This is a genomic window from Salinicola sp. NYA28a, from assembly GCF_976982775.1.
Genome location: NZ_OZ334582.1, coordinates 1,372,245 through 1,396,551 on the forward strand (window position 1 = coordinate 1,372,245; position 24,307 = coordinate 1,396,551).

A 24,307-nucleotide genomic window follows, 5' to 3' on the forward strand; every position below is an offset into this window, starting at 1 on the left:
GTCACCAGGCGAAGGGAAGGGTTTGGGAGAAAAGGGTGCCTTCCGGCAGCGGGATCAGCAGGTAGCGCGAGAACAGCACATAGATTGCCACGGCGACGATGATCGAGACGATCAGCGCAAGCCATAGCCTGGCGCCACGCATCAGCATCAGGACCAGCATGCTCACCGCCATACACAGCGGCGCGCCCAGAAATTCACTGGCCAGGATGTAGAACACGATCAGCACGCAGGGCAGCAGCGAGATCAACAGGCCGCGGTAATCGTAGCGCGTCGCCAGGGTGTGTGGACCCGCGCGAGGACCGGCGAGCGCGTTCCTGAGTTGACCCACCCGAGTCAGTGCCAGCAGCAGCCCGCCGACCACCATTCCCCCGCCGATCAGCGAGGGGAACAGTGACGGGCCGAACTGCAGCGCCGGCATGGTCGGATAGGTCTGGGCGACGGCAATGACCACGCCGCCGCCGATCATGAACGCCAGTCCGAGCAGGAAATCTCTCATGAGGTCGTCTCCCGGTCGGGTCGTCGGATCACTTGGCCAGACCTACCTGTTCGACGATCTTGCCGAAGCGCTCGTCCTGTTCGGCCATGAGCTTGCCGAAATCGTCCGCGCCCCGCCATTCAGTGCCGAAGCCCTGCTTGGCCATGAAGTTCTGGTAGGTGTCGCTGTTGTAGGCAGCTTCGACCGCTTTCTCGAGGGTCTCGACGACGGCCGGATCCATCCCCTTGGGACCGGCGATGCCGCGCCATTCGCCGATGGCGTAGTCGCTGCCGATCGCTTCCTTCAAAGTCGGGACGTCGGGGAAGCTGTCGAGCCGCTCCGGCGCCATGATCGCCAGGCTCCTGGCCTTGCCAGCATCGATCATCGAGCGCCCTTCGGGGACCGAGCTCGGGACGATATCGATACTGCCGGCTGCCATTTCGGTCATCGCCGGGGCCGAGCCCTGGCTGGGTATCCACGAGACGCGATCGGCCTCCATTCCCTGATCCAGCAGGAAGCCGGCGAAGGCCAGATGCCAGACGCCACCCTGTCCGGTACCGGAAGCGGTATAGGTTCGGGCAGGCTCGTTCTTGACCTGTTCGACCAGCGATTCGACCGAGTCGAACGGGCCGTCGGCGGCGACCTGGATGCCGGCGTAGTCGTAGTTGATCTGGGCGATCGGCGTGTAGTCCTGGTAGGTGAGCTGCGTCAGTCCCTGCCAGTGCATCATGTTGATCTCGCCGGTGATCAGACCGAGCGTATAGCCATCCGGCTTGGCCATGGCCATGGCGGTATGTCCGACCACGCCACTCCCGCCGGTTCGGTTGACCACATTGACCGTCTGACCCAGCTCCTCTTCCAGCGCGGCAGCGATGGTTCGAGCGGTCGCGTCGGTGCCCCCGCCGGCCGCCCAGGGAACGATCAACGTAATCGGCTTCTCGGGATAGTCGGCCATTGCCGGCAGCGGCAGCAGTAACGACAATCCGAGCAATCCTGCGAGATGACTTCTGGTTATTGACGTCTTCATGGCATGTTCCTCGGCGGGGATATTTTGTGTGGTTATGAACCTGCATTTCGCTCAATGAAGCTATGGTTTATGACCATTGAGTGCAATATGCGTATTGGCTAGACATTGGTATAACTGCGAAACCATGGCCATGCCTTTCTGGTGACGCGACATGCTGAAAACGGATCGGATGAAGGCAGTTTTATTCTGGCTAATCAATATCGTCAGGCAAATCGTGGAGAAACCCTTCGTGCCGAACAATGACCTTCACCGCTAGATTACGCCGGTTCGCTTCGGAGGTATTTGCTCCGAAAGTCTATGTTGTACTTATTTTTCATATGTTCAACATAGGCGTCAGGTGATAAACGGCGGCCGTTGCGTCACGAGGCGCCGACGCCGGGCCGGGTGGCCAGCCGGATGAGATTCGAGACGTCCCGCCAGGGTGGTCGAGACGTCGTGGTGGCAATGACCGATGAGCGATGGAGGAGAAGAACGATGCGCCTGATACAGTGCCTGAACGACGACCAACTGACCGTGGCGATGGTCATCGATGAACGGGAGGTCCAGGTCGTCGACGCCGACGAGGGCGTCTACGGTCTGGCCAGACGCGCCATCGACGAGGGCAAGCCGCTGACCGCGGTAGTCGAATCGGCGCTAACCGAGAAGCGTCTCGACTACGCGCAGATCGTCGCCGAGCGTCGCCTGCTGCCGCCATTGACGCATTCGGATCCGGCGCACTGCCTGGTCACGGGAACGGGGCTGACGCATCTCGGCAGCGCCGATACCCGTTCGGCGATGCACGCTGCCGCTATGTCCTCGCCTGACAGGGTCGAGGAAAGTGAACTCACCGACTCCATGCGCATGTTCCGCATGGGCATCGAGGCCGGCAAGCCGAAGGCGGGGGAAGTCGGGCCGCAGCCGGAATGGTTCTACAAGGGGGATGGCGACTGCGTGGTGGCGCCGGAAACCGACATCCCGTCCCCGGCGTTCGCCCAGGATGCTGGCGAGGAGCCGGAGCTGGCCGGGCTTTATGTCGTCGGCCAGGACGGCACGCCCTGGCGCGTCGGTTACGCCATCGGCAACGAATTCTCGGATCACGTCACCGAGCGCTTCAACTACCTGTGGCTGGCGCACTCCAAGCTGCGCGCCTGCAGTTTCGGCCCGGAGCTCTTCATCGGCGAGCTGCCGGAGAACCTGGAAGGCACCAGCCGCATCGTGCGCGACGGTCGCACGCTATGGGAGAAGCCGTTTTTGACCGGCGAGGGCAACATGGCTCACAGCCTGGCGAACCTCGAGCATCACCACTTCAAGTATCGCAACTTCCGCCGTCCCGGCGACGTTCATGTCCATTTCTTCGGCACCGCGACACTGAGCTTCGCCGACAAGGTCGTGGTCGAGCCGGGCGATCGCTACGAGATCGACCTGCCGGCACTGGGTCGCCCGCTGCGCAACACGCTCGGGAGCGAAGAGGATTTTGGCTACGCGGCCGCAAAAGCGCTATAAGCGTTCGCCGACCCAACGCACCAATGCTTCAGCACCGGCCGGGCCAGCGATCGTTTACGCCGCTGGCCCGTCGGCCAAGTCAGTGACAAGTTTGTGAGAGCCCCGATCATGACCGAACGTCCCCGCCGAACCCCCGATCAACTCCGTTCACGCTGGTGGTTCGATAATCCTGACCACGCCGGCACCACGGCGCTGTGCCTCGAGCGTTACATGAACTACGGCATCACCCTGGAAGAGCTCTCTTCCGGCAAGCCGATCATCGGTATCGCCCAGTCCGGCTCCGATCTCACGCCGTGCAACCGCCATCACATCCAGCTGGTGGAGCGGGTCAAGGCGGGTATCCGCGCGGCGGGCGGCGTCCCGTTCGAATTTCCGCTGCATCCGATTCACGAGAACGTACGCCGGCCCACCGCCGCGCTGGATCGCAATCTCGCCTATCTCGGTCTGGTCGAGGTGCTTCACGGCTATCCGCTCGACGGCGTGCTGCTGACCACCGGCTGCGACAAGACCACGCCGGCCTGTCTGATGGCCGCCGCCACGGCGGACATCCCGGCGATCGTGCTCTCCGGCGGGCCGATGCTCAACGGCTGGCGCGGCAAGGAGCGCGTCGGCTCCGGCACCATCGTGTGGGAGCTGCGCAAGCGTCTCGCCACCGGCGAGATCGACTATCCCGAGTTTCTAGCCCGCATCGCCGATTCCGCGCCCTCTGTGGGGCACTGCAACACCATGGGCACGGCGTCGACCATGAACTCCATGGCCGAGGCGCTGGGCATGAGTCTGCCCGGCTCGGCGATGATTCCCGCCCCCTACAAGGAGCGACCGATGGTCGCCTACGCCACCGGGGCGCGCATCGTCGAGATGGTGTGGGAAGACCTGCGTCCGAGCGACATCCTGACGCGTGAAGCGTTCGAGAACGCCATCGTCGTCTGTTCGGCACTGGGCGGCTCGAGCAATGCCCCCGTTCACATCAACGCGATCGCCCGTCACGCAGGAATCGAGCTGACCAACGACGACTGGCAGCGGCTGGGTCACGACGTGCCGCTGCTGGCGAACGTGATGCCGGCCGGTGCCTATCTCGGCGAGGAGTTCTACCGGGCGGGTGGAGTCCCGGCGGTGGTTCATGAACTGTTGGCGGCAGGACGACTTCATGGCGCCGCGCTGACGGTCAACGGTCAGACGCTGCATGCCAACTGCTTCGGCCAGGAAACTCAGGACGAAGACGTCATCCTGCGCTACGGCAAGCCGCTGGTCGAATCGGCGGGCTTTCTCAATCTCAAGGGCAATCTGTTCGATTCCGCGCTGATGAAGACCAGCGTCATCTCGGAAGACTTCCGGCGCCGCTTTCTTTCCAATCCGGACGATCCGGAAGCGTTCGAAGGCAAGGTCGCGGTGTTCGACGGCTCCGAGGACTACCATGCGCGCATCGACGACCCGGCGCTCGAGATCGACGAGAACACCATCCTGGTGATGCGCGGTGCCGGCCCGGTGGGGCATCCCGGGGGCGCCGAGGTGGTCAACATGCAGCCGCCGGAAGCGCTGATCAAGCAGGGCATCGAATCGCTGCCGTGCCTGGGCGACGGACGCCAGTCGGGAACCTCCGGCTCGCCCTCGATTCTCAACGCCTCGCCGGAAGCGGCGACGGGCGGCGGCCTGGCGCTACTCGAAACCGGCGACCGGATCCGTATCGATCTCAAGCGGGGCGAGGCCAATCTGCTGATCGACGACGAGGAGCTGGCAGCGCGACGCGCCAAGCTCGAAGCCAGCGGCGGCTACCCGTATCGCGACCACCAGACCCCGTGGCAGGAGATCCAGCGTTCGATGGTCGAACAGCTCGACCGCGGCATGACCCTGGCGCCGGCGACCAAGTACCGGGCGATTGCCTGGGACTTGCCACGAGATAATCACTGACGAGCTACGAGCTACGAGCTACGAGCTACGAGCTACGAGCTACGAGCTACGAGCTACGAGCTACGAGCGAAGGTCAGCATTGGGCGCTATAGAAGGCGGCGCTAGCCTCCGAGCGCGATGGACAGAGGCGCGGCTCGGGGCGCCTCGACCGAGATTGAGGCGCGGTCTCGGGCGTCTTAGATAGAGGCGCAGTCTCGGGCGCCTTAAAAAGTTCCTGGATAGGCGCCGCCGTCGAGCAGGATGTTCTGGCCGGTCATGTAGGCGGCCTGGCGGCTGCAGAGGAAGGCGCAGACCTCGCCGAACTCCTCGGGGTTGCCGAAGCGGCGGGCGGGAATCGCGTCCAGACGCGTTTGTGCCACCTCGTCATGCGTGCGGCCGCTCTTGCTGGCGGCCTTGTCGATGCCGCCCCTCAGCCGCTGGGTGTCGAAGGCGCCCGGCATCAGGTTGTTGATGGTGACGTTGCGGCTGGCCAGTCTCGACTGGCGAGCGGTGCCGGCGACGAATCCGGTCAGGCCGCTGCGGGCACCGTTGGAGAGCCCGAGCACGTCGATCGGGGCTTTCACCGCCGACGAGGTGATATTGACGATCCGGCCGAAGCCGCGCTCGGCCATGCCATCGACGCAGGCCTGAATCAACGCAATGGGCGCCAGCATGTTGGCGTCCAGCGCCGCGATCCAGTCGTCCCGCTCCCAGTCTCGGAAATCGCCGGGAGGCGGGCCACCGTTGTTGTTGACCAGGATATCGACCTGGGGCGGCGCGCTTAGCACCGCCTCTCGGATGGCCGGATCGCCGATGTCACCGGCAACTGTACGCACTTCGATCGCCGGATCGAGTGCGCGCAGCTCCTCGGCGACGGCGTCCAGCGTCTCCTGCCGGCGCGAGTTGATGACCAGATTGACCCCTTCCCTGGCCAAGGCAACGGCGCAACCCTTGCCCAGTCCCTGGCTGGCGGCGCAGACGATGGCCCAGCGGCCGTTGATACCGAAATCCATGTTGGTTCTCCTCTGACGAGATCGAGGCGGGCATCGCAGGCATGCGAGTTTCCGCGCTCCTTGGGTATCGCGCTGCCGGCACGCGAGGACGGCGCTCAGCGCTCGACGGCTGCCGGCACTTCGCCCAGCAAGGTCTCCGGCATCTCCATCCCCAGCGCGTCGGCCGTTCCCTGCAAAACCGCCACCGAGGCGAAGAAGGCCTCGCGGGGCCGCCGGGTTCGAATGCACTCCATCAAGTGGCGGTGGCGCTCCAGGCTCTGCTCAGGATCGCTGGCGCTGACGTTGGAGGTCTCCACCAGTAGATGAATCGAGGGCTTCAGGATGTGCGATAGCTGCTTCCAGACGATGTTGTGGGTCGCCTTGAAGATGGCTACGTGGAAGGCGACGTCGTGGTCGCTGTGAAGCCTCCCGCGGTTGGCCGATTCGGGGTTGTGGAAGTCACGGCCCATGCCTTCGAAGGCTTCTTCGATCGCCACGAGATCCCTCGCCGTGGCGCGCTTGGCCGCCGTCATCGCCACATAGGGCTCGACGTCGAGCCGGAAGGTCAGGATCTCGCGCTGAATACCCGGGTTGGGTGTGGCGAAACGCACCATCCACTCGGTGACCTGCGGGTCGAGAATGTTCCACTCGGCATAATCCCGAACGCGGGAGCCGTAACCGGAGATACGCTCGATGATGCCGGCGTCGACCAACTGGCGCAGATCGCTGCGCACCGCCGAGCGGTTGAGCGCGAACTGCTCGCAGAGGTCGATCTCCTTGGGCACGAATTCGCCGGGCTGGTAATGGCCGGCGAAGATCTCCCTGACCAGCGCTTCAGCGACGCTGGGCCGGCGTGGGGAACGCGTTGTCGAGGTGTCCTTCACGTCAGTCGAATCCCGGCCTTCGAAGTGGGTTGAGCCGTATGGTCAACATTTGCTGTTTCGACTTCATCTTACCTGTCCGGCCGCCGAACGCGCGACCGGGAAAGGCCGACATACGGCCATGGTCGTACTCGGAGGCTTGCGTTCAGGGCACGCTCCCGGGTCAGAACACCCAGTTGGGTAACGCCAGCGAGATCGCCGGTACGAAGGTCACCACCAGCAGCAGGGCGACCAGCAGCAGCCAGTAGGGCGCGATGGCGCGAATGAAGGCGCCGATCGAGACGCCGGTGATGCTGCAGGTCGTGAACATCACCGTGCCCAGGGGTGGCGTAATGGTGCCGATCGAGGCGTTGAGGATGAACACGATACCGAAGTGCACCGGGTCGATACCGAACTGGGCCGCCACGGGAGCCAGCAACGGCGAGAGCACGATCAGAATCGCGTTGCCCTCCAGAAACATGCCGAGAACCAGCAGCAGGACGTTGGCGATCAGTAGAAACGCCACCGCGCTGCCGACGCCCGAGGAGAGCATCAGCGCGATCTGCTGGGGAATCTGCTCCCAGGTCAGCACGCGAGCGAAGCCCGAGGCGACCGCGATGATGAACAGCACGTTGACCGACGCCATCAGCGACTCCCGCGTCGCCAGCGCAACGCTGCCCAGCCCCATCTGCCGATACACGAACAGCCCGACGATCAGCGCATAGAGTACGGCCATCGCGCCTGCTTCGGTGGGCGTGAAGATGCCGACGCGGATGCCGCCGATGACGACCACCGGCAGCAGCAGCGCGATGATCCCGGCGCGGGTCACGCTGATCCATTCGTGACGAGTGACACGTTCGCGGCGCGGCTTCTGATAGCCGAGGCGGCGACACTGGATCGACACCAGTACCATCATCGCGACCGCCATCAGCACGCCCGGCACGACACCGGCCAGAAACAGCCGCCCGATCGAGACGTTGTTGACGTAGCCGTAGACGATCAGCGCGATCCCCGGCGGGATGGTCGACGTGATCAGCGACGACGAGGCCGTGATCGCGCTCGAGAACGCCTTGGGGTAGCCGGCAGCCGTCATGCTCGGCACCAGCAGTTTGGCGTTCATGGCGGCATCGGCGATGTTGGAGCCGGAAAGACCGCCCATGAAGGTACTCAACAGTACGTTGGCCTGCGCCAGACCGCCGTGCATTCGACGGGTCATCAGTTCGGCCAGCGTCAGCAGCCGTTCGGTGATGCCGGAGTGGTTCATGAACACCCCGGCCATGATGAAGAACGGAATGGCCAGCAGTGAAATGGACTCCAGCCCGCCGGCGAGGCGCTGGATCAGCATTACCATGGGCTGATCCGCACCGACGAGGAAGTAGGTCAGACTCGACGCAAACAGCGCGAAGGCCACCGGCGTGCCCAGGCAGAACAGGATGAAGAGCGCGGCGAGCGCGATTCCAACGGCCATCGATATCACTCCTTGGCGGTAACGACGTCACGGGTGGCTTGCGGCGGAGCCAGTTCCCGTTCGTCGGCAATCAATCGGTCATTGGTGATCAGGCGCACCAGACTGTGATAGAGCATCAGCGCTGCGCTGATGGGGATTGATACGTGAATCCAGTAGTAGGGGATCTGCAGCATCGGCGTGCTGCGGAAACGCGAGAAGGGCAGCAGTTCCAGCCCCCAGAAAAGCATCGCCACCGCGCAAAGCATGACAATGCCGATGTTGAAAATGCGCGTGTTCCAGTGCGCAACGGCTGCCGGCAACCTGTCGTTGAGCAGGCCGATCAGCACGTGCTCGTTGCGCCGTACCAGTGCGCTGGCGCCGAGGAATGTCGCCCACACCATCAACAGCTGCAGGATCTCCTCGCTCCAGGCCAGCGGCGACGAGAACAGGTAGCGCATGAAGACGTTGGCGATGGCGACCACGAACAGCCCGAACAGCGCCAGGCTGGCGATCACCTCATCGAGTCGCATCAGGCGGTCGAGCGCCTTGAAAAACGTTTGCATGAATATTCAACTCCTAACGACGTGAGCAACAGCTCACTTCGCAGCGTTAAACAAAGGAGGGTCGATAGTCCCGCGCAACGCCTCGATTCGCTGGGGACGCCGAGTCCGCGCAAGATTCGAGATTGCGACCGCCATTCCTGACGGTCGCCTTTCGGACCATCGCTGTGCGATGTCCAGAATCGCTCCCGGCGATTTTGTCAGCCGTTGATGATATCGCTGACCTGCTGATACAGCCCGTCGCTCCACTGCGGGAATGCCGCCGGGACTTCCTGCTGGGCACGCTCGCGGAACGGGGCGGTATCCACCTCGTGCACCTGGACGCCGGCATCCTTCAACTGCTGAAGCGATTTGTCGGTCTCCTTCTCGACCAGGCTGCGCAGGTTCTTGGCCATCTCCTGACCGGTCTCGGTGAGGATCTTCTGGTCTTCCGGGCTCAGCTGTTGCCAGAACGCTTCACCGGTGACGAACGGCGCGACCGTATGCATGTGGGCGGTGAGATTGAGATTCTTCACTACCTCGTAGAACTTGCCGCCATACAGCACCGGCAGCGGGTTCTCGACGCCGTCGACCAAACCCTGGGCCAGCGCCGGATAGACATCGCCCAGCGACATCGGCGTGGGCACCGCGCCCATTGCCTTGATTGCGGCGACGTACATCGGCGAGTTCTGCACCCGCACCTTGACCCCGGCCAGATCCTCCGGCGTCGAGACCGCTTCTCGCGAAAGCAGGTGGCGCACCCCGTAGACGGAATTGGGAATCACGATGTGATAGCCGGATTCCTCGACCTTCTTTTCCTGCTCGGCGAACCAGTCGGACTCGAAGACCTTGAGCTTGCTGTCGAAATCGTCGGAGAGATACGGCGCGTCCAGTACCGCCAGATCCGGCACCGAACTCATGAAGTTGGAGTAGGCGGTAATGGTGATCAGCGGCGAGCCGAAGCGCGCCTGCTCCATCACTTCGGTCTCGCCGCCGAGCTGGCTGGCGGGGAAGGCTTTCAGCGTCAGCTCGCCGTCGCTGGCTTTCTCGACGCTTTTCGCCCACTCCTTGACCGCGACATCGACCGGCTCGCCGGGCTGATTGCCGTAGGCGACGCGGATTTCGGTCGCAGCCTGGGCCATGCCCGTGAGCGCGAGCGTGCTCAGACCGGCCAGGGTGAGTGAAGCGGTGAAGCGGAAGAATCGTTGGGTGATCATTGGCGTGCTCCGGATGTTGTCGTCTTGGATGCTTCGTGTTGTCGCCATCAGCTCAACGCCTCGTCGAGCCTGGGCGTGGCGCGCCCTTGGAGGCGTGCTTTATCCACCACCGGCTGCAGGCGTCGCTGCAGTTTGGCGGCGTGATGCTGGGCGATATCGTCGAGGCGGTGATCGAGGAAGGGGTTGGCGAACCGTTCCATCGTTACCGCCAGATACGGCTCCAGCTGGTTCATGGGCAGTTCGGCGGCGAGCGTCGGCAGCACCTCCTCTTCGAGGGTGGCACGCAGCGGATCGACCAGCGCGGCGCACTCCATCGCCTCGCGCACGAACTCGACCGGGCGACCGGCTTGCTGCCATCGGTCGACCAGATAGGTATGGGCCAGGTTGAGAATGTGCAGCTTGCACATCGCCTGCGGGGTCAGGTCGTCGACGATCTCGACATCCGGATGCACGCAGGGGATCGCCATGCCCGGCTGGCGGGCAATGGCCCAGAGCGCATAGGGTTCGGCGATGGCACCGAGCGGTTCGAGCGGCGCCGAGACGATGCGGTCGACCAGCGTGTCGGCCCATACGCAGCGGTTGTCCAGCCAGTCGAGAAACGCCGCGTTATCGGCTGTCGCCTCGCCGTCGCGGCGGGCCATTGTCGTCACCAGCGACTTCAACTGCCGGGCGTTCTGCTCGATCAGCTCGCAGGGCAGGATCGTCAGGCCATCGTTACCGGCTTCGAAGCGGGCCCGCAACAGGTGGGTCAGCTTGCCGGGAAAGCTCGCCGGCACTGTCGCGAGACTCGAGTCGTCTCCAATGTCGTAGCCGTTGTCGGCGGTGTTGGAGACGATGATGCGGGCGTGCTCGACCACGTGTCGCTTGAGCACGTCCCACTGTTCGGCGGCGATCAGGCAGCCGGCGATGCTGTCGACGGTCTGCTTGCGATCAATCGTTTCGCCGTCGCGCCGACCGCGAATCCGCACGGGATAGCGGCGCTGCTCGGCGAGCAAGCGCGCCTTGCGCTTGCCTTCCTCGCGGGTCGAGCTCTGCACCACCAGAATGCGCTCATCGCTGTCTCCCTTCTCCAGCGATTCGGATACCAGGGCATCGACATGGGCGAGCAGGAAGCGTCCGGTGCCGAACTGGACGATACCGGCGTCGCGGTAATCGGACGCGCTCGTCGAGAGCCGTGTCGAAGCGCTCATAGAGACACCCCGCGCTTCCAGGGAATGAAGTCGTGCTGTGAGAGACGCTGGGCATGCGAGCGATGGCGTCCCGACGCGACCTCGATGCACAGCGCCAGCAGCTCCTCGGCCAGCTCGTCGATGCCGCGTTCGCCGCGCACGATGGGGCCGGCGTCGAAATCGATGATGTCGCGCATGCGGGTCGCCAGTTCGCTGTTGCTGGCGATCTTGAGCACTGGCGTCACCGGGTTGCCGGTGGGCGTGCCGAGACCGGTGGTGAACACGATCAGGTTGGCGCCGGAGCCGGCCAGCGCGGTGGTCGATTCGACGTCGTTGCCCGGCGAGCAGAGCAGGCTGAGACCGGGGCGACGGTGCGGCTCGGTGTAATCGAGCACGTCGACTACCGGCCCGTCGCCGCCTTTCTTGGCCGCACCGGCGGATTTCATCGCATCGGTGATCAAACCGTCGCGAATGTTGCCCGGAGACGGGTTCATGGCGAAATCGGCCCCCACCGCGGCGGCATGGCGCTGGTAGGCCTGCATCAGATCGCGGAAACGTTCGGCGACCGCGGCGTCGGTACAGCGGGCGACCAGTTCGTGCTCGACCCCGCACAGTTCCGGAAACTCGCTGAGAATGCCGCTGCCGCCGAGGGCGACCAGGCGATCAACCACGGCGCCGACCAGCGGGTTGGCGGAGATGCCGGAAAAGCCGTCGGAGCCGCCACACTCGACGCCGAGCGTGAGCTTGGCCAGCGGCGCCGGTTGGCGCGGGATTCGGTCGGCGGCTGCCAGACCGTCGAAGATCGACTGTAGGGCGTTGCGAATCAGCGCTTCTTCGCTGGGTGAGGACTGCTGGTCGAAATAGTCCACCGTGCGCAACCGTTGCGGATCGCGTTTGGCCACCGCCGCCTTGAGCATCTGAATCTGCGCCTTCTGACAGCCGAGACTCAGTACCGTCGCGCCGGCCACGTTGGGATGGCAGATATAGCCGGCCAGCAACTGGCACAGCGCTTCGGCATCGTCGTCGGTGCCGCCGCAGCCCAGGGTATGGGTCAGAAAGCGCACGCCGTCGACGTTGGGGAAACGTCTGGGCGCGGTGGCGTCGAACGAATCGGCGCTCTCCGGCGTGTCGCTCTGGCCGCTCAGCATTTGGCGCGCCATGCGCTTGTAGTCACGATAAGGGTCATCGCCCAGCGCATCGGCGACACACTGGCGCAGCACCTCGATGTTGCGGTTCTCGCAGAACACCAGCGGAATCACCAGCCACACGTTGGCCGTGCCGACGCCACCATCCGGGCGATGGAAACCGTCGAAGGTCGTGCCCTGGAAGCGCGTCACGTCCGGCGGCGTCCACGACTTGCTGCCGGGGCGGACCTCGTCGCTTTCCGTGGCGTGGGCGACGTTGTCCACGGTGATCACGCCGCCCTCGGGGATGTCACGCGTCGCCTTGCCCACGGTCACGCCGTACATGGTGACGATATCGCCCGGCGACAGCGCCGCGAGCGTGAACTTGTGCTTGTGGCGGACGTTGTCGGCGAGCGTGACGGCGTGGTCGTCGATGACGACCTGGCGACCGGCGGGCAGGTCGGTCAGCGCCACCGCCACGTTGTCGCGTGGGTGGATGCGCAGGGTGATGCGAGCCGGGCTGTCGGTGCCGATGGTGTCATTCATGCTTGATGCTCCGCTGCGCTGTCGTGGCCCGCGCTTTCGAGCGTCACCATTGCCTTGATCACGCCACTGCCGGGCGCGCACCACTGGGGCATCAAGGTCGGCAGTTCCTCGAGTCGCCCCCGGTGGGTGATCAGCGGCTCGGTGAGAATGTCGCCTCTGGCCATCAGGCGGGTGACGGTTTCAAAGTCTTCCCGCGTGGCGTTGCGGCTGCCCATCAGCGTCAGTTCCTTCTTGTGGAAGTCCGGGTCGTTGAAGGTGATGTCGGCCTTGACCACGCTGACCAGGACGTAGCGCCCGCCGTGCCCGACGAAATCGAAGCCGCGATTCATCGCCTTGGGATTGCCGGTGGCATCGAACACCACGTCGGCCAGGGCGCCATCGTTCATCGCTTCGATCTCCGCAATCACGTCGTCTTCGACGGCATGCCAGACGGCGTCCGCGCCGAGTTCATCGCGGCACAGGGCCAGGCGGTCGCGATTGGTATCGATCATCGCCACCCGCGCGCCGCGACTCCTGGCGACCTGCAGCACGCCGATGCCGATCGGCCCGGCACCCACCACCACGACCAGTTCGCCTTTCTCGACCTGCCCACGCCGGACGGCGTGGGCGCCGATCGCCTGGCATTCGACCAGGGCCAGCTGCTCCGGCGGCAGCGACGTCACCGGGATCAAGTGCGAGGCGGGCACGTTCAGATACTCCGCCATGCCGCCATCGCGATGCACGCCGACCACTTCGAGACGCTGACAGCAGTTGGTACGGCCCTGACGGCAGGCCCGGCATTCGCCGCAGTGCAGATAGGGAATGACGTAGACCGCCTGGCCGACGAGGCCGGAATCGACACCGTCGGCGGCGGAAACCACCTCGCCACTGAGCTCGTGGCCCAGCACGCGGGGATAGACGAAATAGGGCTGGTTGCCGCCGAAGGCGTGGATGTCGGTACCGCAGATGCCGACACGGCGGATCGCTACCAAGGCCTCGCCAGGCGCACAATCGGGCACCGGCCGGTCGATGACGGCCATCTCGTTCGGGTTCGAACAGACGACGACTTGCATGTATGCGCTCCCAAGAATGGCGATCTTAAAGTTGACCTATAGGCCCAATGGTCAGGCCAATATTGGCCCACCGCCCCCTCCGGCATGACCGGCGGAGGGGGGCGTCCAGTTCTAGTCCATCAGCTCTCGACGCAGCGCTGCTGCTGCTCGCCGAGCCCTTCGATCCCCAGACGCATGGTCTGGCCCGGTTTGAGGAAGACCTTGGGGTTCTGGCCCATGCCGACGCCCGGCGGGGTACCGGTGGAGATCACGTCGCCCGGCTGCAGGCTCATGAAGCGGCTGAGGTAGGCGACCAGATGCGGCACCTGGAACACCATGGTCTGGGTCGAGCCGTCCTGATAGCGCTTGCCGTCGACTTCGAGCCACATCGAAAGATTCTGCGGATCGGCGATCTCGTCGCGGGTGACGAGCCACGGGCCGAGCGGGCCGAAGGTGTCGCATCCCTTGCCCTTGTCCCAGGTGCCGCAGCGTTCGAGCTGGTATTCGCGTTCGGAGACGTCGTTGACCACGCAGAAGCCGGCGACATGGTTCATGGCGTCCGCTTCGTCGATATAGCGCCCGCCCTTGCCGATGATCACGCCGAGCTCGACTTCCCAGTCGGACTTCTCCGAGCCGCGGGGGATCTCCACGTCGTCGTTGGGGCCACAGATGGCGCTGGTCCACTTGTTGAAGATCACCGGCTCGGCGGGCACCTCGGCGCCGGTTTCCGCGGCGTGGTCGGAGTAGTTCAGGCCGATGCAGATGAACTTGCCGACGCGGCCGACGCAGGGGCCGAGACGCGTACCCGCGGCGACTTCCGGCAGGCTGGCGGTATCGATTTGCGCCAGTTGCGCCAGACCCGCATCGGAGAGTACGTCGCCGGCGATGTCATCGATCTTGCCGGACAGATCGCGAACAGTGCCGTTGGCATCGACGATACCGGGCTTTTCCTGACCCTTGGGGCCGTGGCGTAGCAGTTTCATGCGGAGTTCCTTATACGTAAAAAATGGGATGATTCGTAATGAGGGTATCTACAAACGTTGCGAGCGAAGGCCAGGCAAGGCGGAATCCAGCGAAAATGCGCAGTTTACGAGTCTGTAAATGAGCAGTTTTAGCTGGATTCCAACGCCGCATGGGCTAGCGCAGTAGTTTGTAGGTGCCCTCATCAATTCGACCAGCCCCCGTCGATCAACTGCACCGTACCGGTGATGAACGAGGATTCGTCGCTGGCCAGATGCGTCGCCAGTGCCGCGATCTCCTCCACCTTGCCCAGGCGGCCCATGGGCTGGCGGGCAATGAATTCGGCGAAGACCTCGTCGGTGGTGCGGCCCTGCTGGCGCGCCTGCTCGGCGACCCGTTCGCGCAGGGAGGGGGAGTCGACCGTGCCTGGGCAGATCGCGTTGCAGCGGATGCCGCGGGTCATGTAGTCGGCGGCGACGGATTTGGTCAGCCCGACGACGGCAGCCTTGGTGGTGCCGTAGGCAAAGCGGTTGACCACGCCTTTCACGCTGGAGGCCAGCGACGACATGTTGATGATGCTGCCGCCGCCATTGTCGAGCATTGCCGGCAGCGCAGCGCGAATGGTGTAGAACATCGAGTCCACATTGAGCCGCTGGGCGAAGGCCCATTGGGCATCTTCGCATTCGAGGATCGAACCGCTCGGCACCGTGCCGGCGCAATTGAACAGTACGTCCAGCGGCGGCAGCGACTCGATCAGACTCCGCACGGCTTCCGCGTCGGTGACATCGAGCGCATGGCACTGAGCCCCCGCCAGCCCCTCCAGCTTGGCCGCATCGATGTCGGTGGCGATGACCTGGGCACCTTCGGCCAGAAATCGCTCGACGGTGGCTCGGCCGATACCCTGGCCGGCGGCGGTAATCAACGCGGTCTTGTTGGCGAGTCGCATGGCCGATGGCTCCTGAAGGCGGTTTGGATTCCGAGTTTTTTGCTTCCTAGGGCAGGGTTGGTTCTAATGTCTAAAGGCCTGACCTTTGGTCCGAGTATTATCCTTTGTGGAAACGGCCCGCAAATCGCCAAACGTCTAATAGCCTCGGCCAAGCCGGTAAAAACGTTGGAAATTGCGACCAATGTCTAGGTTTTGTCTGAAAAGTCGTCGAGCGAAGGTCAGGCAAGGCAAAAATCGGCAAAAAGACGGAGTTTACGCGGTGTAAATGAGTACTTTGAGCCGATTTTTAACGCCGTATGGCCGAGCGCAGACAGTTTTCAGACAAAGCCTAATTCGTCTTGCTCATGAAACCGGGAGATCGATGGATGCCGATCCAGACCATTCGTGCACAGCGGCTCTATCGCCAGATTGCCGACCAGTTGCTGGTGCTGATCCGTCAGGGGGAGTTTCCCCCCGGTTCGCTGTTACCGCCGGAACGGGACCTGGCGCAGCAGCTGGGAGTCAGCCGGGCGTCGGTGCGCGAAGCGCTGATCGCGCTGGAGGTGGTGGGCCAGGTGGAGGTTCGTGTCGGCCATGGCGTGCTGGTGCTGGCGCGCGACGACGAGGTGGGCAGCTCGGTGATGAGCGCGGCCCGGCGCCAGGAGGAGTGGGGGCTCGACCCGGAGTTCGCCAGCGAGATCGAGCTCGATCTGGATCAGGAGATCCCGCCGTTCTCATTGCTGCAGGCACGCCGTTACCTGGAACCGGAAACGGCGGCGCTGGCGGCGATCAATGCCAGCGACGACGATCTCGCCGCGATGCGTGCCGCCTACGCGCGCAATGTCGAGGACAATCGCCACGGTGGAAGAAACCAGGCCGGCGACCGGCTTTTGCACATTCGTATTGCCGAGGCCTCGGGCAACGCCGCCTACGCCATGACCATCAAGCACCTGCTTGGCCACCAGTACGGCAAGATGTTCCGACGTCTTCAGGAGCTGTTCATGGAAACCGACATGCCGCGCCAGTCACAGGACGATCACGAGCGCATTCTAGCGGCGATCGAAAGCCATGACCCCGATGCGGCGCGCAGAGCGATGGAAGTGCACATGGATCACGTGCTGCGGGTGTTCTTCGACGCCTGAGCAAGCGTGGCCTCACGCCACGGCCGGCCAGCCTCCCTGGCGAATCACCGGGCAGCCGGTCACGTCCCGGTTGTAGAGATAGACCCAGGCGGGGCCGAAGGCGGTGTCATGCACGGCGCGATCGTAAGTGCCGGACTTCGGCCGTCTTACCCGGTAATCCTCCAGGCAATCCAGCCTTTTCAGACCAGCCGCATCGACGCGGAAGACTTCGATCTCCACGCCTCGCGACGGCTCGGCCCTGGCGCCCGGATAGGGGCCGATATCATAGAGCGTGACGCTGGTGAGGATATCGGTGCCAACGAACTCGGCGCCGTCGAGCCAGTGATGGTTGCGCAATCTGCGCTTCAAGGTGCCATAGACCGCGACCAGGGCAGTGCGGCGAACGGCGAGAACAGGGGTATGCATGATTCGTCCCGGTAGCTAAAGGAATAGAGTAGCGACGGTGCTCAACGCGCCATTCGCTTGCCCAGTCGTTGCATGAAGCGGTCGCCGGCTTCGAGCTGGCTGATGTCGATGTACTCGTCCGGCTGGTGGGCCTGTTCGATGCTGCCCGGGCCGCAGACGATGGTCGGCAGGCCGGCGCGCTGGAACTGGCCGCCTTCGGTGGCGTAGGCAACGCCGCCGGTGTCGACGTTCGGGTCGTCGAGCAGCTCGCGGCAGAGCTCGATGGTGGGGGCGTTGTCGCGATCGGCCAGCGCCGGCACCGTGTCGACGAGCTGCTCGGTGACGATACGAACATCCGGCACCCGCTGCTGGAGCTCGGCTTCCAGTGCCCTGGCGTAGCGGTCGAAGCGGGCGAAGACCGCCTCGAATCCGTCGCTGGGCAGGTGACGAATCTCCCAGTCGAACTGGCAGTGGCGGGCCATGATGTTGATCGCGGTGCCGCCCTCGATCAGGCCCACGTGCAGGCTAGAGTGCTGCACGTTGAAGACCTTTTCCAGCGCGCCCTCGTCGACCAGCTCCTGCATGATCGCCTCGATCCGCGTCACCAGTTTGGCTGCGACGTGAATCGCCGATACGCCCTGGTTGATCTGGCTCGAGTGCGACTCCCGGCCGGTCACCGTGGTGCGCATCGTGGTGATTCCTTTCTGCGCGACCACCGGCTGCATCGAGGTGGGCTCGCCGATGATGACCGCGCCGGGCAGTGGCTCGTCCGCCATCAGGCGTTCGATCATCGCCGGCGCGCCGAGACAGCCGATCTCCTCGTCATAGGAGAAAGCCAGATAGATCGGTCGCTTCAGGTCCAGCGCCTGCCACTCGGGCACCCGGGCCAGGGCGCAGGCGAGGAAGCCTTTCATGTCGCAGCTCCCGCGGCCATAGAGTCGGCCATCCTGCCTGTCGGTCAGCGTGAACGGATCGCTGCGCCACGGCTGGCCGTCGACCGGCACCACGTCGGTATGACCGGAAAGCACCACACCGCCTTCGACCGCGGGGCCAACGCGGGCGAGCAGGTTGGCCTTGCTGCCATCGGCGTTGGTGATGCGCTGGGCCGGCACCCGATGAGAGGCGAGATAGTGCTCGACGAAATCGATCAGCGCGAGATTCGAATGGCGGGAGACGGTATCGAAGCCGACCAGGTTGGCCAGGAGATCGCGGGAAGTCGTCATGGCTTGCTCCGATCCACCAGCGTGGACCACGGTTGGGTGAGTGAGCGCACAGAATAGCGGCTAGCCCGCTACCGCAACAAATGCCGGCCCGAGGCAGACGGATGGCACGATGATCGCGCGTTCGCAGAGCGTTCGATCTTTTCGGCCTTTCGCCACCAAAAAACGCAGTATTGTTGCCATGGCATCGGCTGGGCGCGCGGGCTAGCCTTGGAAATGTTTCGTCTCGAAACCCTGTCTTCTCAAGGGAAGCCCTGCCTTTCAAGGGAAGCCCTGTCTTTCAAGGAAAATGCCATGAGCAAAGTGCTGGTGTTGTATTACTCAAGCTACGGCCATATCGAAACCCTCGCCAAGGCCGTGGCGGAAGGCGCCCGGGGCGTCGATGGTACGCAGGTCGATCTTCGCCGAGTGCCCGAACTGGTGCCGGAGGAGGTAGCGGTCAAGTCCGGCTACAAGACCGATCAGGAGGCGCCGCTGATCGAAGGTCCCGACGCGCTGGCCGACTACGATGCGATCATCGTCGGCACGCCGACCCGTTTCGGCAACATGGCCTCCCAGATGCGCAATTTCTGGGACATGACCGGTGGCCCTTGGGCGCAGGGCAAGTTGATCGGCAAGATCGGCAGCGCGTTTGCCTCCACCGCGACGCAACACGGCGGGCAGGAAACCACGTTGACCTCGATTCACACCACGCTGCTTCACCACGGCATGGTCATCGTCGGCGTGCCCTACAGCTGCCCCGAGCTCTCCAACATGAACGAGATCACCGGTGGCACGCCCTACGGCGCGACGACGCTGGCCAACGCTGATGGCAGCCGTACCCCGAGCGAGAACGAACTGGCGATCGCCCGCTTCCAGGGCAAGCATGTGGCCGAGATCGCGTTCAGGCTGGCAGGTTGAGCGCGCAGCTTGCGCCATCACCTTACACAGCAATATCAATAACAGTAAGGCAGGATCGCGATGGCACAACACGATGAAACGGCGCTTCTGGCCGATCGGCAACTGGTCGTGCTTGCCGGGGAGGCGGCGTTTGGCCGGGGTCTAGATTATTACCGCCAGGGCATGGTGCTCGGTTGGATCAAGCAAGGGGCCACCATCACTGCCGATGTGGAGGGCAGCGAGCGCTATACCGTGACACTGAAGCTGAGCAAGCGTGGCCTGGACGGTGGATGCGATTGCCCGGCCTCGGAGGGCATCGACTTCTGCAAGCATTGCGTGGCGGTTGCCTTGACATATCGGGCGGAGCAGGCCGAGCAAACGCGCCTGACGGAAGGCGATGTCTCGGATCGCCTGCATGCTTATCTACAGCAGATGGACAAGGTCTCGCTGGTCGAAGCGCTTGAGTCACTCATCGAGAGTGACCCGGTGCTGTACCAAAAGTGGTCGATGCGCGCCGATGCGGTACTCGGTGTTCTGGATCACAAGACGCTGAAAAAACGCATCACGGCGGCATTTCCCGTCAACCGCGATCTGTTTCGTTTTGGGCAGGTGCATGCCTACTTCGCCAAGGCGGAGCCGGTTGTCGATCAGCTTGTCGAGCAAGCGCCGCAGTTGCCGGCTGATAAAGCCTTGATGCTGGTGAATCATGCGCTGTCGCGCCTGGACCGGGCGCTGGAAACCATTGATGATTCGGGCGGCTTTCGACTCCACTGCGAGGCGGATTTGCAGACATTGCATGTCGAGACCGTGCAGCGGCTCGATTGGTCGGCCGAAAAATTGGCGGCGCACCTTTATGAGCTGGCGTTCGGCGAACGCAGTGAGAGGTTTCCGCCGATCCCCGACGCTTATGCCGAGGTGCTGGGCCAGGCCGGGCTAGAAGCCTATCACGCTTGCTTGCAGCGGGCCTGGGATGACTTGCCGAACCTGCCGAGGAATGCCAGTTGGTCGGAGCGGTACCGCTACCTGCGGCTGCGCGACCCCATGCTCAAGCGCGCCGAAGCTGCAGGTGATTTATCCACCATCCTGGCGCTTTATCAGAAAACCGCTAACGACGAGAAGGACTGCCTAGACGCCGCGAGAGCGTGTATCGATCATGGCGGCTGGGATCAGGTCGAGCAGTGGCTTTCTCGCGCGGCCGAAGTGGAGTCGAAGGACCGGCCCCGCTGGGAAAACGAACGCCAACGGCTGGAAATTCGCCTACGTCTGCATCAGGAAGACGTCGAGGCAGCGGCGCAACTGCAGTGGGAGATATATCGACTTACGCAGCGGGTTGAGGATTATTGCTACCTGGTGGAGCTGGCGGAAGCGCATGGCTTGCCCGTCGACTATCGCCAGCTTGCTATCGACTGGCTGACCGAGCGGCTCGGTGAGACTGCCGGGCCTCGCCTTGCTTGGGCGCCGGCGCCGGAAAATAGCTTGCTGGAAATCTATCTGTACGAGGGTCGCCTGACTGAGGCTCAGGCCCTCTGTGCTCAGCGGCGAGTGGCGTCGGGTTTATTACACGCCCTGGCGCAAGCGCTGAAAATCCCCGATGAGAGCTTGCCGCTATATTTGCGTCTGGTGCGTAGTGAAGTGAGCAAGACCAATAACCAAGGCTATCAGCAGGGGATTGCCTTATTGAAAGAATTACGCGACACGCTGGAAACACCGGCTCAGCATGAAATCTTCGCGGAAGTCCTGATGCAACTACGCATCGATTTCAAGCAAAAACGTAATTTTATCGTAACTATTCAGGTGGCTGCGGATGGCATGTCGCCAACCACCTGATTTTTTTGGCATAGTGTGCCTGATCCTTCGGCACGTCTATGCGGTGACATGACCATCAGCGATATCAACGTCGACGAGGCCCTGGAACGGGTCCGGCAGCAGCTCAAGGAAGACCACACGGTCTCGCCTTCCTTGCGTGCTGCCATCGACGTGCTGATGCTGCTGGTCAAGCTGATGGCCGACCGACTGGCCACCAGCAGCCGCAACAGCAGCAAGCCGCCGTCACAAGACCCCAACCGCCAACGCCGTTCCCGGGCCAAGGGCGAGCGTCGCCCTGGCGGGCAACCGGGTCACGAAGGCAAGACGCTGGCGCCGGTCACCGATCCCGACGAGATCGTGTCGTTGCGCGTCGATCGCCGCACCTTGCCCAAAGGGCGCACCTATCGCTCGGTCGGCATCGAAACGCGCCAGGTGCAAGACATCGTGATCCAGGCCGTCGTCACCGAGTATCGCGCCGAGGTGCTGGAGGACGATCTCGGGCGGCGCCATGTGGCGCCGTTTCCCGACGGCGTGACCCGCCCGATCCAGTATGGCCCACGTCTCAAGGCGCATGTCGTCTATCTCTCGCAGTATCAGTTGCTGCCCTATGCCCGCATCCAGGCGCTGCTGGCCTCACAGTGCGATCTATCGCTGAGCACCGGCACGCTGTTCGCCTTCAATCAAGAGGCCTATCAGCGCGCCGAGGCGTTTGCCGAGTGGGCGATCCCGGCGCTGAGGCAAGCCGCGACCGTGCATGCCGACGAGACCGGGATGCAGGTCGGCGGCAAGCGCTACTGGCTGCACAGCGCCTCGAATGACGCCCTGACCTACTTGGCGCCTCACGCCAAGCGAGGTCAGGAGGCCATGGATGCCATCGGCATCCTGCCCTATGTCCAGGGGGTGCTGGTGCATGATCACTGGAAGCCTTACTACCGCTACGCGGATTGCCGCCACGCACTTTGCAACGCCCATCACCTGCGTGAATTGACTGCGGCCTGGGAAAATGACCACCAAAAGTGGGCCAAGGCGCTGCATGATCTGCTGCTGGAGATGCATCAGGCCGTTGACGCTGCCGGTGGCACGCTCTCGCCCGAAGAGGCGCAACGCTGGCGAGTCCGCTATCGGCAGTGCCTGACAGAGGGTGAGACCGAGTGTCCGCCACCGATCCCACCACCACCGGGAAAGCGCGGTCGTGCCAAACGTACCAAGGCACGTAACCTGCTCGAACGTCTCCAGGCGTACGAGGACGATGTGCTGCGTTTCCTCGACGACCCCGCCGCGCCCTTCACCAATAACCAAGGGGAGCGTGACCTGCGGATGACCAAGGTCCAGCAGAAGATTTCAGGCTGTTTCCGCTCCTGGGAAGGTGCCGAGATCTTCTGCCGGATGCGCAGCTTCCTCTCGACGGCGGTCAAGCAGGGCCTGGCAGCGCACACCGCACTGGAACAGTTGTTTGCCGGTGAAGTGCCCGAATTCATGCGTCGGGACGGCCTGGATCAGGCAGCGTGACCTGAATAGTTACATTTTATCAAGTGGCTGAATGAGGCGTTTTCGGCTTGAGGAGGTGCGACAAGATATCAGCGGGGTGACGGCAAAGCGATAGCTTTTCCTACCCTCATTCAGCCCAAAATGACGGCAAAGGCGTCCTTCCGTTAGGGTGAAAGGGGGACGCTGCTCAGCGGCAACGACGAGGCCCGCGCCATCTGACGCGGGCCTTGTTCGTTGCGTACCACGTTATTGTGGCGTTCAGTTCCCCATTTGGCGAACGCTTACTCGTAAACCATCTCCTCGAGTTCCTGACCGTTGGTTTCTCGTACGAAGCGGGCAACGAAGATGACCGACAGCAGGGCGCAGATCGCGTAGAAACCGTAAGCCCCGGTAAGGCCGATCGATGCCAGCATGATCGGGAAGGTCATGGTGATGGCAAAGTTGGCGACCCACTGGAACAAGCCGGCGACGGCCAGGCCCGAGCCGCGTACCTGGTTGGGGAACATCTCGCCCAGCATGACCCACATCACCGGCCCCCAGGACACGTTGAAGCAGAAGACGTAGACGTTGGCCGCGAGCAGGGCGAGAACGCCGTTACCGGAGGAGAGCGCCAGGCTGCCATTGACGATGTCGGCGGTGGAGAACGCGTAGACCAGGATCGCCAGGGTTATCGTCATCCCGACGGAACCGGCCCACAGCAGCGGTTTGCGACCGATGCGGTCGATCAGGCCGATCGTGACCAGGCAGGCCGCGATGCTGACGGCACCGCTGATGACGTTGATCATCAACGCATCGCTTTCGGAGAAACCGACCGCCTGCCACAGCACGGCGCCGTAGTAGAACACCACATTGATCCCGACCAACTGCTGGAACACGGCCAGGCCGATGCCGATCCAGACCAGTTTCAGCAACTTGCTGGTAGCGGGGTTGATCAGATCCGACAGACGCGGCTTGTGACGGTTGGACAGCGATGTGCGGATGTCTTCCAGGCGCTTGCGGGTGCCGGCTTCGTCGTAGACCAGGCGCAGAACCCGTTCCGCCTTGTCGTCATGACCGGCACTGACCAGGAAGCGCGGGCTTTCCGGGATGAACAGCAGCGCGATGAGGAATATCCCGGCGGGGATCAGCTCCATCCAGAACATGCAGCGCCAGGCTTCGAAGCCGAACCACAATGGCGCCGTGGAGCCACCCGCGACGTTGGCGAGGATGTAGTTGTTGAGAAACGAGAAGAACAGGCCGCCGATGATCGCCACCTGCTGAATCGTCGCCAGTCGGCCGCGCAGATGAGAAGGGGCGATCTCGCTGATATAGGCCGGTGACATGACACTGGCTGCACCCACCGCCAGGCCGCCCAGGATCCGATAGATCACGAATTCGAGCGATCCATCGGCAATGCCGGAGCCCCAGGCACTGACGATGAAGAAGACGGCGGCGACCAGCAGCAGTGTGCGGCGACCGAATTTGTCCGCCAGGCGCCCGGCGAAGAAGGCGCCGACGGCGCAGCCAAGCAACATCGAGGCGACGTTGAAGCCGGTGCCGACGCTCTCCGACTGGAAAGCCTGCTGGAGGCCGTCGACGGTGCCGTTGATGACCCCGCTATCGAAGCCGAACAGAAAGCCGCCGATGGCGGCCACGCAGCAGATGAGCAGAACCACGATGGGGTGTTGTGAAGCACTTGATATTGGCATTGTTGAACTCCGGTGGCGT

At 63.5% G+C, this 24,307-nt stretch carries 21 protein-coding genes; 6 read left to right on the forward strand and 15 right to left on the reverse strand.

Features of this window, described 5'->3' with window-relative positions; all coding sequences use genetic code 11:
• Window position 1: 1 nt before the first annotated feature.
• Together ACWHY3_RS06195 and ACWHY3_RS06200 are read right to left on the reverse strand one after the other, a co-directional pair.
• Complete coding sequence (locus ACWHY3_RS06195) at window positions 2–496, reverse strand: tripartite tricarboxylate transporter TctB family protein (RefSeq protein ID WP_087718046.1); 495 nt, start codon at window positions 494–496, stop codon at window positions 2–4.
• A gap of 28 nt (window positions 497–524) precedes the next feature.
• The gene (locus ACWHY3_RS06200) at window positions 525–1,502 is read right to left on the reverse strand and encodes a tripartite tricarboxylate transporter substrate binding protein (protein ID WP_087718045.1); all 978 of its coding nucleotides are present in this window, start codon (window positions 1,500–1,502) and stop codon (window positions 525–527) included.
• A gap of 474 nt (window positions 1,503–1,976) precedes the next feature.
• Here ACWHY3_RS06200 and araD1 point away from each other — a divergent pair, with 474 nt between their 5' ends.
• On the forward strand, window positions 1,977–2,984 hold the full coding sequence (araD1, locus tag ACWHY3_RS06205; protein WP_087718044.1) for an AraD1 family protein: 1,008 nt from the start codon (window positions 1,977–1,979) through the stop codon (window positions 2,982–2,984).
• 108 nt (window positions 2,985–3,092) lie between these two features.
• Window positions 3,093–4,892 (forward strand): IlvD/Edd family dehydratase, encoded by a 1,800-nt coding sequence (locus tag ACWHY3_RS06210; RefSeq protein ID WP_087718043.1) that lies wholly within the window; start codon window positions 3,093–3,095, stop codon window positions 4,890–4,892.
• Window positions 4,893–5,095: 203 nt separating this feature from the next.
• Here ACWHY3_RS06210 and ACWHY3_RS06215 read toward each other — a convergent pair whose 3' ends face one another.
• From ACWHY3_RS06215 to ACWHY3_RS06260, 10 genes are all read right to left on the reverse strand, one after another.
• On the reverse strand, window positions 5,096–5,884 hold the full coding sequence (locus ACWHY3_RS06215) for an SDR family oxidoreductase (RefSeq protein ID WP_087718041.1): 789 nt from the start codon (window positions 5,882–5,884) through the stop codon (window positions 5,096–5,098).
• A gap of 95 nt (window positions 5,885–5,979) precedes the next feature.
• The gene (locus tag ACWHY3_RS06220; RefSeq protein ID WP_087718040.1) at window positions 5,980–6,747 is read right to left on the reverse strand and encodes a FadR/GntR family transcriptional regulator; all 768 of its coding nucleotides are present in this window, start codon (window positions 6,745–6,747) and stop codon (window positions 5,980–5,982) included.
• Window positions 6,748–6,907: 160 nt separating this feature from the next.
• Window positions 6,908–8,191, reverse strand: coding sequence for a TRAP transporter large permease (locus ACWHY3_RS06225; RefSeq protein WP_087718039.1), 1,284 nt, complete (start codon window positions 8,189–8,191; stop codon window positions 6,908–6,910).
• 5 nt (window positions 8,192–8,196) lie between these two features.
• Window positions 8,197–8,733, reverse strand: a complete 537-nt coding sequence (locus ACWHY3_RS06230) for a TRAP transporter small permease (RefSeq protein WP_087718038.1) — start codon at window positions 8,731–8,733, stop codon at window positions 8,197–8,199.
• Window positions 8,734–8,930: 197 nt separating this feature from the next.
• The gene (locus ACWHY3_RS06235; protein WP_087718037.1) at window positions 8,931–9,926 is read right to left on the reverse strand and encodes a C4-dicarboxylate TRAP transporter substrate-binding protein; all 996 of its coding nucleotides are present in this window, start codon (window positions 9,924–9,926) and stop codon (window positions 8,931–8,933) included.
• 47 nt (window positions 9,927–9,973) lie between these two features.
• Window positions 9,974–11,116, reverse strand: a complete 1,143-nt coding sequence (locus tag ACWHY3_RS06240; RefSeq protein ID WP_087718036.1) for a mannitol dehydrogenase family protein — start codon at window positions 11,114–11,116, stop codon at window positions 9,974–9,976.
• Window positions 11,113–12,765 carry a UxaA family hydrolase gene (locus ACWHY3_RS06245; protein WP_332779843.1) on the reverse strand — a complete coding sequence of 551 codons (1,653 nt, stop codon included), beginning with the start codon at window positions 12,763–12,765 and terminating at the stop codon, window positions 11,113–11,115. Before ACWHY3_RS06245 ends, ACWHY3_RS06240 begins: the two co-directional genes overlap by 4 nt.
• The gene (locus tag ACWHY3_RS06250) at window positions 12,762–13,817 is read right to left on the reverse strand and encodes a zinc-binding alcohol dehydrogenase family protein (RefSeq protein WP_448127853.1); all 1,056 of its coding nucleotides are present in this window, start codon (window positions 13,815–13,817) and stop codon (window positions 12,762–12,764) included. Before ACWHY3_RS06250 ends, ACWHY3_RS06245 begins: the two co-directional genes overlap by 4 nt.
• 119 nt (window positions 13,818–13,936) lie before the next feature.
• Window positions 13,937–14,779, reverse strand: a complete 843-nt coding sequence (locus tag ACWHY3_RS06255) for a fumarylacetoacetate hydrolase family protein (protein ID WP_087718033.1) — start codon at window positions 14,777–14,779, stop codon at window positions 13,937–13,939.
• Between the two features lie 182 nt (window positions 14,780–14,961).
• Entirely contained in the window at window positions 14,962–15,702 is a 741-nt protein-coding gene (locus ACWHY3_RS06260) for an SDR family oxidoreductase (RefSeq protein WP_087718032.1), read from the reverse strand.
• Window positions 15,703–16,067: 365 nt separating this feature from the next.
• Here ACWHY3_RS06260 and ACWHY3_RS06265 point away from each other — a divergent pair, with 365 nt between their 5' ends.
• Window positions 16,068–16,823 carry a FadR/GntR family transcriptional regulator gene (locus tag ACWHY3_RS06265; RefSeq protein ID WP_303854490.1) on the forward strand — a complete coding sequence of 252 codons (756 nt, stop codon included), beginning with the start codon at window positions 16,068–16,070 and terminating at the stop codon, window positions 16,821–16,823.
• Window positions 16,824–16,835: 12 nt separating this feature from the next.
• On the opposite strand, the gene ACWHY3_RS06270 is transcribed toward ACWHY3_RS06265, so the two are convergent.
• Entirely contained in the window at window positions 16,836–17,228 is a 393-nt protein-coding gene (locus ACWHY3_RS06270; RefSeq protein ID WP_322529292.1) for a gamma-glutamylcyclotransferase family protein, read from the reverse strand.
• Between the two features lie 41 nt (window positions 17,229–17,269).
• Entirely contained in the window at window positions 17,270–18,430 is a 1,161-nt protein-coding gene (argE, locus tag ACWHY3_RS06275; RefSeq protein ID WP_087718025.1) for an acetylornithine deacetylase, read from the reverse strand.
• 291 nt (window positions 18,431–18,721) lie between these two features.
• On the opposite strand from argE, the gene wrbA reads away from it, so the two are divergent.
• From wrbA to tnpC, 3 genes are read left to right on the forward strand one after another with little or no spacing between them, the layout of a single operon-like run.
• Window positions 18,722–19,327, forward strand: a complete 606-nt coding sequence (gene wrbA / locus ACWHY3_RS06280) for an NAD(P)H:quinone oxidoreductase (RefSeq protein WP_448127854.1) — start codon at window positions 18,722–18,724, stop codon at window positions 19,325–19,327.
• A 60-nt stretch (window positions 19,328–19,387) separates the two neighbouring features.
• Entirely contained in the window at window positions 19,388–21,133 is a 1,746-nt protein-coding gene (locus ACWHY3_RS06285; protein ID WP_448127855.1) for an SWIM zinc finger family protein, read from the forward strand.
• A gap of 48 nt (window positions 21,134–21,181) precedes the next feature.
• A complete protein-coding gene (gene tnpC, locus ACWHY3_RS06290) occupies window positions 21,182–22,621 on the forward strand; it encodes an IS66 family transposase (RefSeq protein ID WP_023004967.1) in 1,440 nt (479 codons plus the stop codon).
• A 260-nt stretch (window positions 22,622–22,881) separates the two neighbouring features.
• On the opposite strand, the gene ACWHY3_RS06295 is transcribed toward tnpC, so the two are convergent.
• Window positions 22,882–24,288 carry a sugar porter family MFS transporter gene (locus ACWHY3_RS06295; protein WP_332779848.1) on the reverse strand — a complete coding sequence of 469 codons (1,407 nt, stop codon included), beginning with the start codon at window positions 24,286–24,288 and terminating at the stop codon, window positions 22,882–22,884.
• Window positions 24,289–24,307 lie beyond the last annotated feature (19 nt).

What these genes read in the sequence shown, in the direction of transcription:
- ACWHY3_RS06195 (WP_087718046.1), bottom strand. Translation starts at nt 496, where the DNA reads ATGAGAGATTTCCTGCTCGGACTGGCGTTCATGATCGGCGGCGGCGTG.
- ACWHY3_RS06200 (WP_087718045.1), bottom strand. Translation starts at nt 1,502, where the DNA reads ATGAAGACGTCAATAACCAGAAGTCATCTCGCAGGATTGCTCGGATTG.
- araD1 (WP_087718044.1), top strand. Translation starts at nt 1,977, where the DNA reads ATGCGCCTGATACAGTGCCTGAACGACGACCAACTGACCGTGGCGATG.
- ACWHY3_RS06210 (WP_087718043.1), top strand. Translation starts at nt 3,093, where the DNA reads ATGACCGAACGTCCCCGCCGAACCCCCGATCAACTCCGTTCACGCTGG.
- ACWHY3_RS06215 (WP_087718041.1), bottom strand. Translation starts at nt 5,884, where the DNA reads ATGGATTTCGGTATCAACGGCCGCTGGGCCATCGTCTGCGCCGCCAGC.
- ACWHY3_RS06225 (WP_087718039.1), bottom strand. Translation starts at nt 8,191, where the DNA reads ATGGCCGTTGGAATCGCGCTCGCCGCGCTCTTCATCCTGTTCTGCCTG.
- ACWHY3_RS06230 (WP_087718038.1), bottom strand. Translation starts at nt 8,733, where the DNA reads ATGCAAACGTTTTTCAAGGCGCTCGACCGCCTGATGCGACTCGATGAG.
- ACWHY3_RS06235 (WP_087718037.1), bottom strand. Translation starts at nt 9,926, where the DNA reads ATGATCACCCAACGATTCTTCCGCTTCACCGCTTCACTCACCCTGGCC.
- ACWHY3_RS06240 (WP_087718036.1), bottom strand. Translation starts at nt 11,116, where the DNA reads ATGAGCGCTTCGACACGGCTCTCGACGAGCGCGTCCGATTACCGCGAC.
- ACWHY3_RS06245 (WP_332779843.1), bottom strand. Translation starts at nt 12,765, where the DNA reads ATGAATGACACCATCGGCACCGACAGCCCGGCTCGCATCACCCTGCGC.
- ACWHY3_RS06250 (WP_448127853.1), bottom strand. Translation starts at nt 13,817, where the DNA reads ATGCAAGTCGTCGTCTGTTCGAACCCGAACGAGATGGCCGTCATCGAC.
- ACWHY3_RS06255 (WP_087718033.1), bottom strand. Translation starts at nt 14,779, where the DNA reads ATGAAACTGCTACGCCACGGCCCCAAGGGTCAGGAAAAGCCCGGTATC.
- ACWHY3_RS06260 (WP_087718032.1), bottom strand. Translation starts at nt 15,702, where the DNA reads ATGCGACTCGCCAACAAGACCGCGTTGATTACCGCCGCCGGCCAGGGT.
- ACWHY3_RS06265 (WP_303854490.1), top strand. Translation starts at nt 16,068, where the DNA reads ATGCCGATCCAGACCATTCGTGCACAGCGGCTCTATCGCCAGATTGCC.
- ACWHY3_RS06270 (WP_322529292.1), bottom strand. Translation starts at nt 17,228, where the DNA reads ATGCATACCCCTGTTCTCGCCGTTCGCCGCACTGCCCTGGTCGCGGTC.
- argE (WP_087718025.1), bottom strand. Translation starts at nt 18,430, where the DNA reads ATGACGACTTCCCGCGATCTCCTGGCCAACCTGGTCGGCTTCGATACC.
- wrbA (WP_448127854.1), top strand. Translation starts at nt 18,722, where the DNA reads ATGAGCAAAGTGCTGGTGTTGTATTACTCAAGCTACGGCCATATCGAA.
- ACWHY3_RS06285 (WP_448127855.1), top strand. Translation starts at nt 19,388, where the DNA reads ATGGCACAACACGATGAAACGGCGCTTCTGGCCGATCGGCAACTGGTC.
- tnpC (WP_023004967.1), top strand. Translation starts at nt 21,182, where the DNA reads ATGACCATCAGCGATATCAACGTCGACGAGGCCCTGGAACGGGTCCGG.
- ACWHY3_RS06295 (WP_332779848.1), bottom strand. Translation starts at nt 24,288, where the DNA reads ATGCCAATATCAAGTGCTTCACAACACCCCATCGTGGTTCTGCTCATC.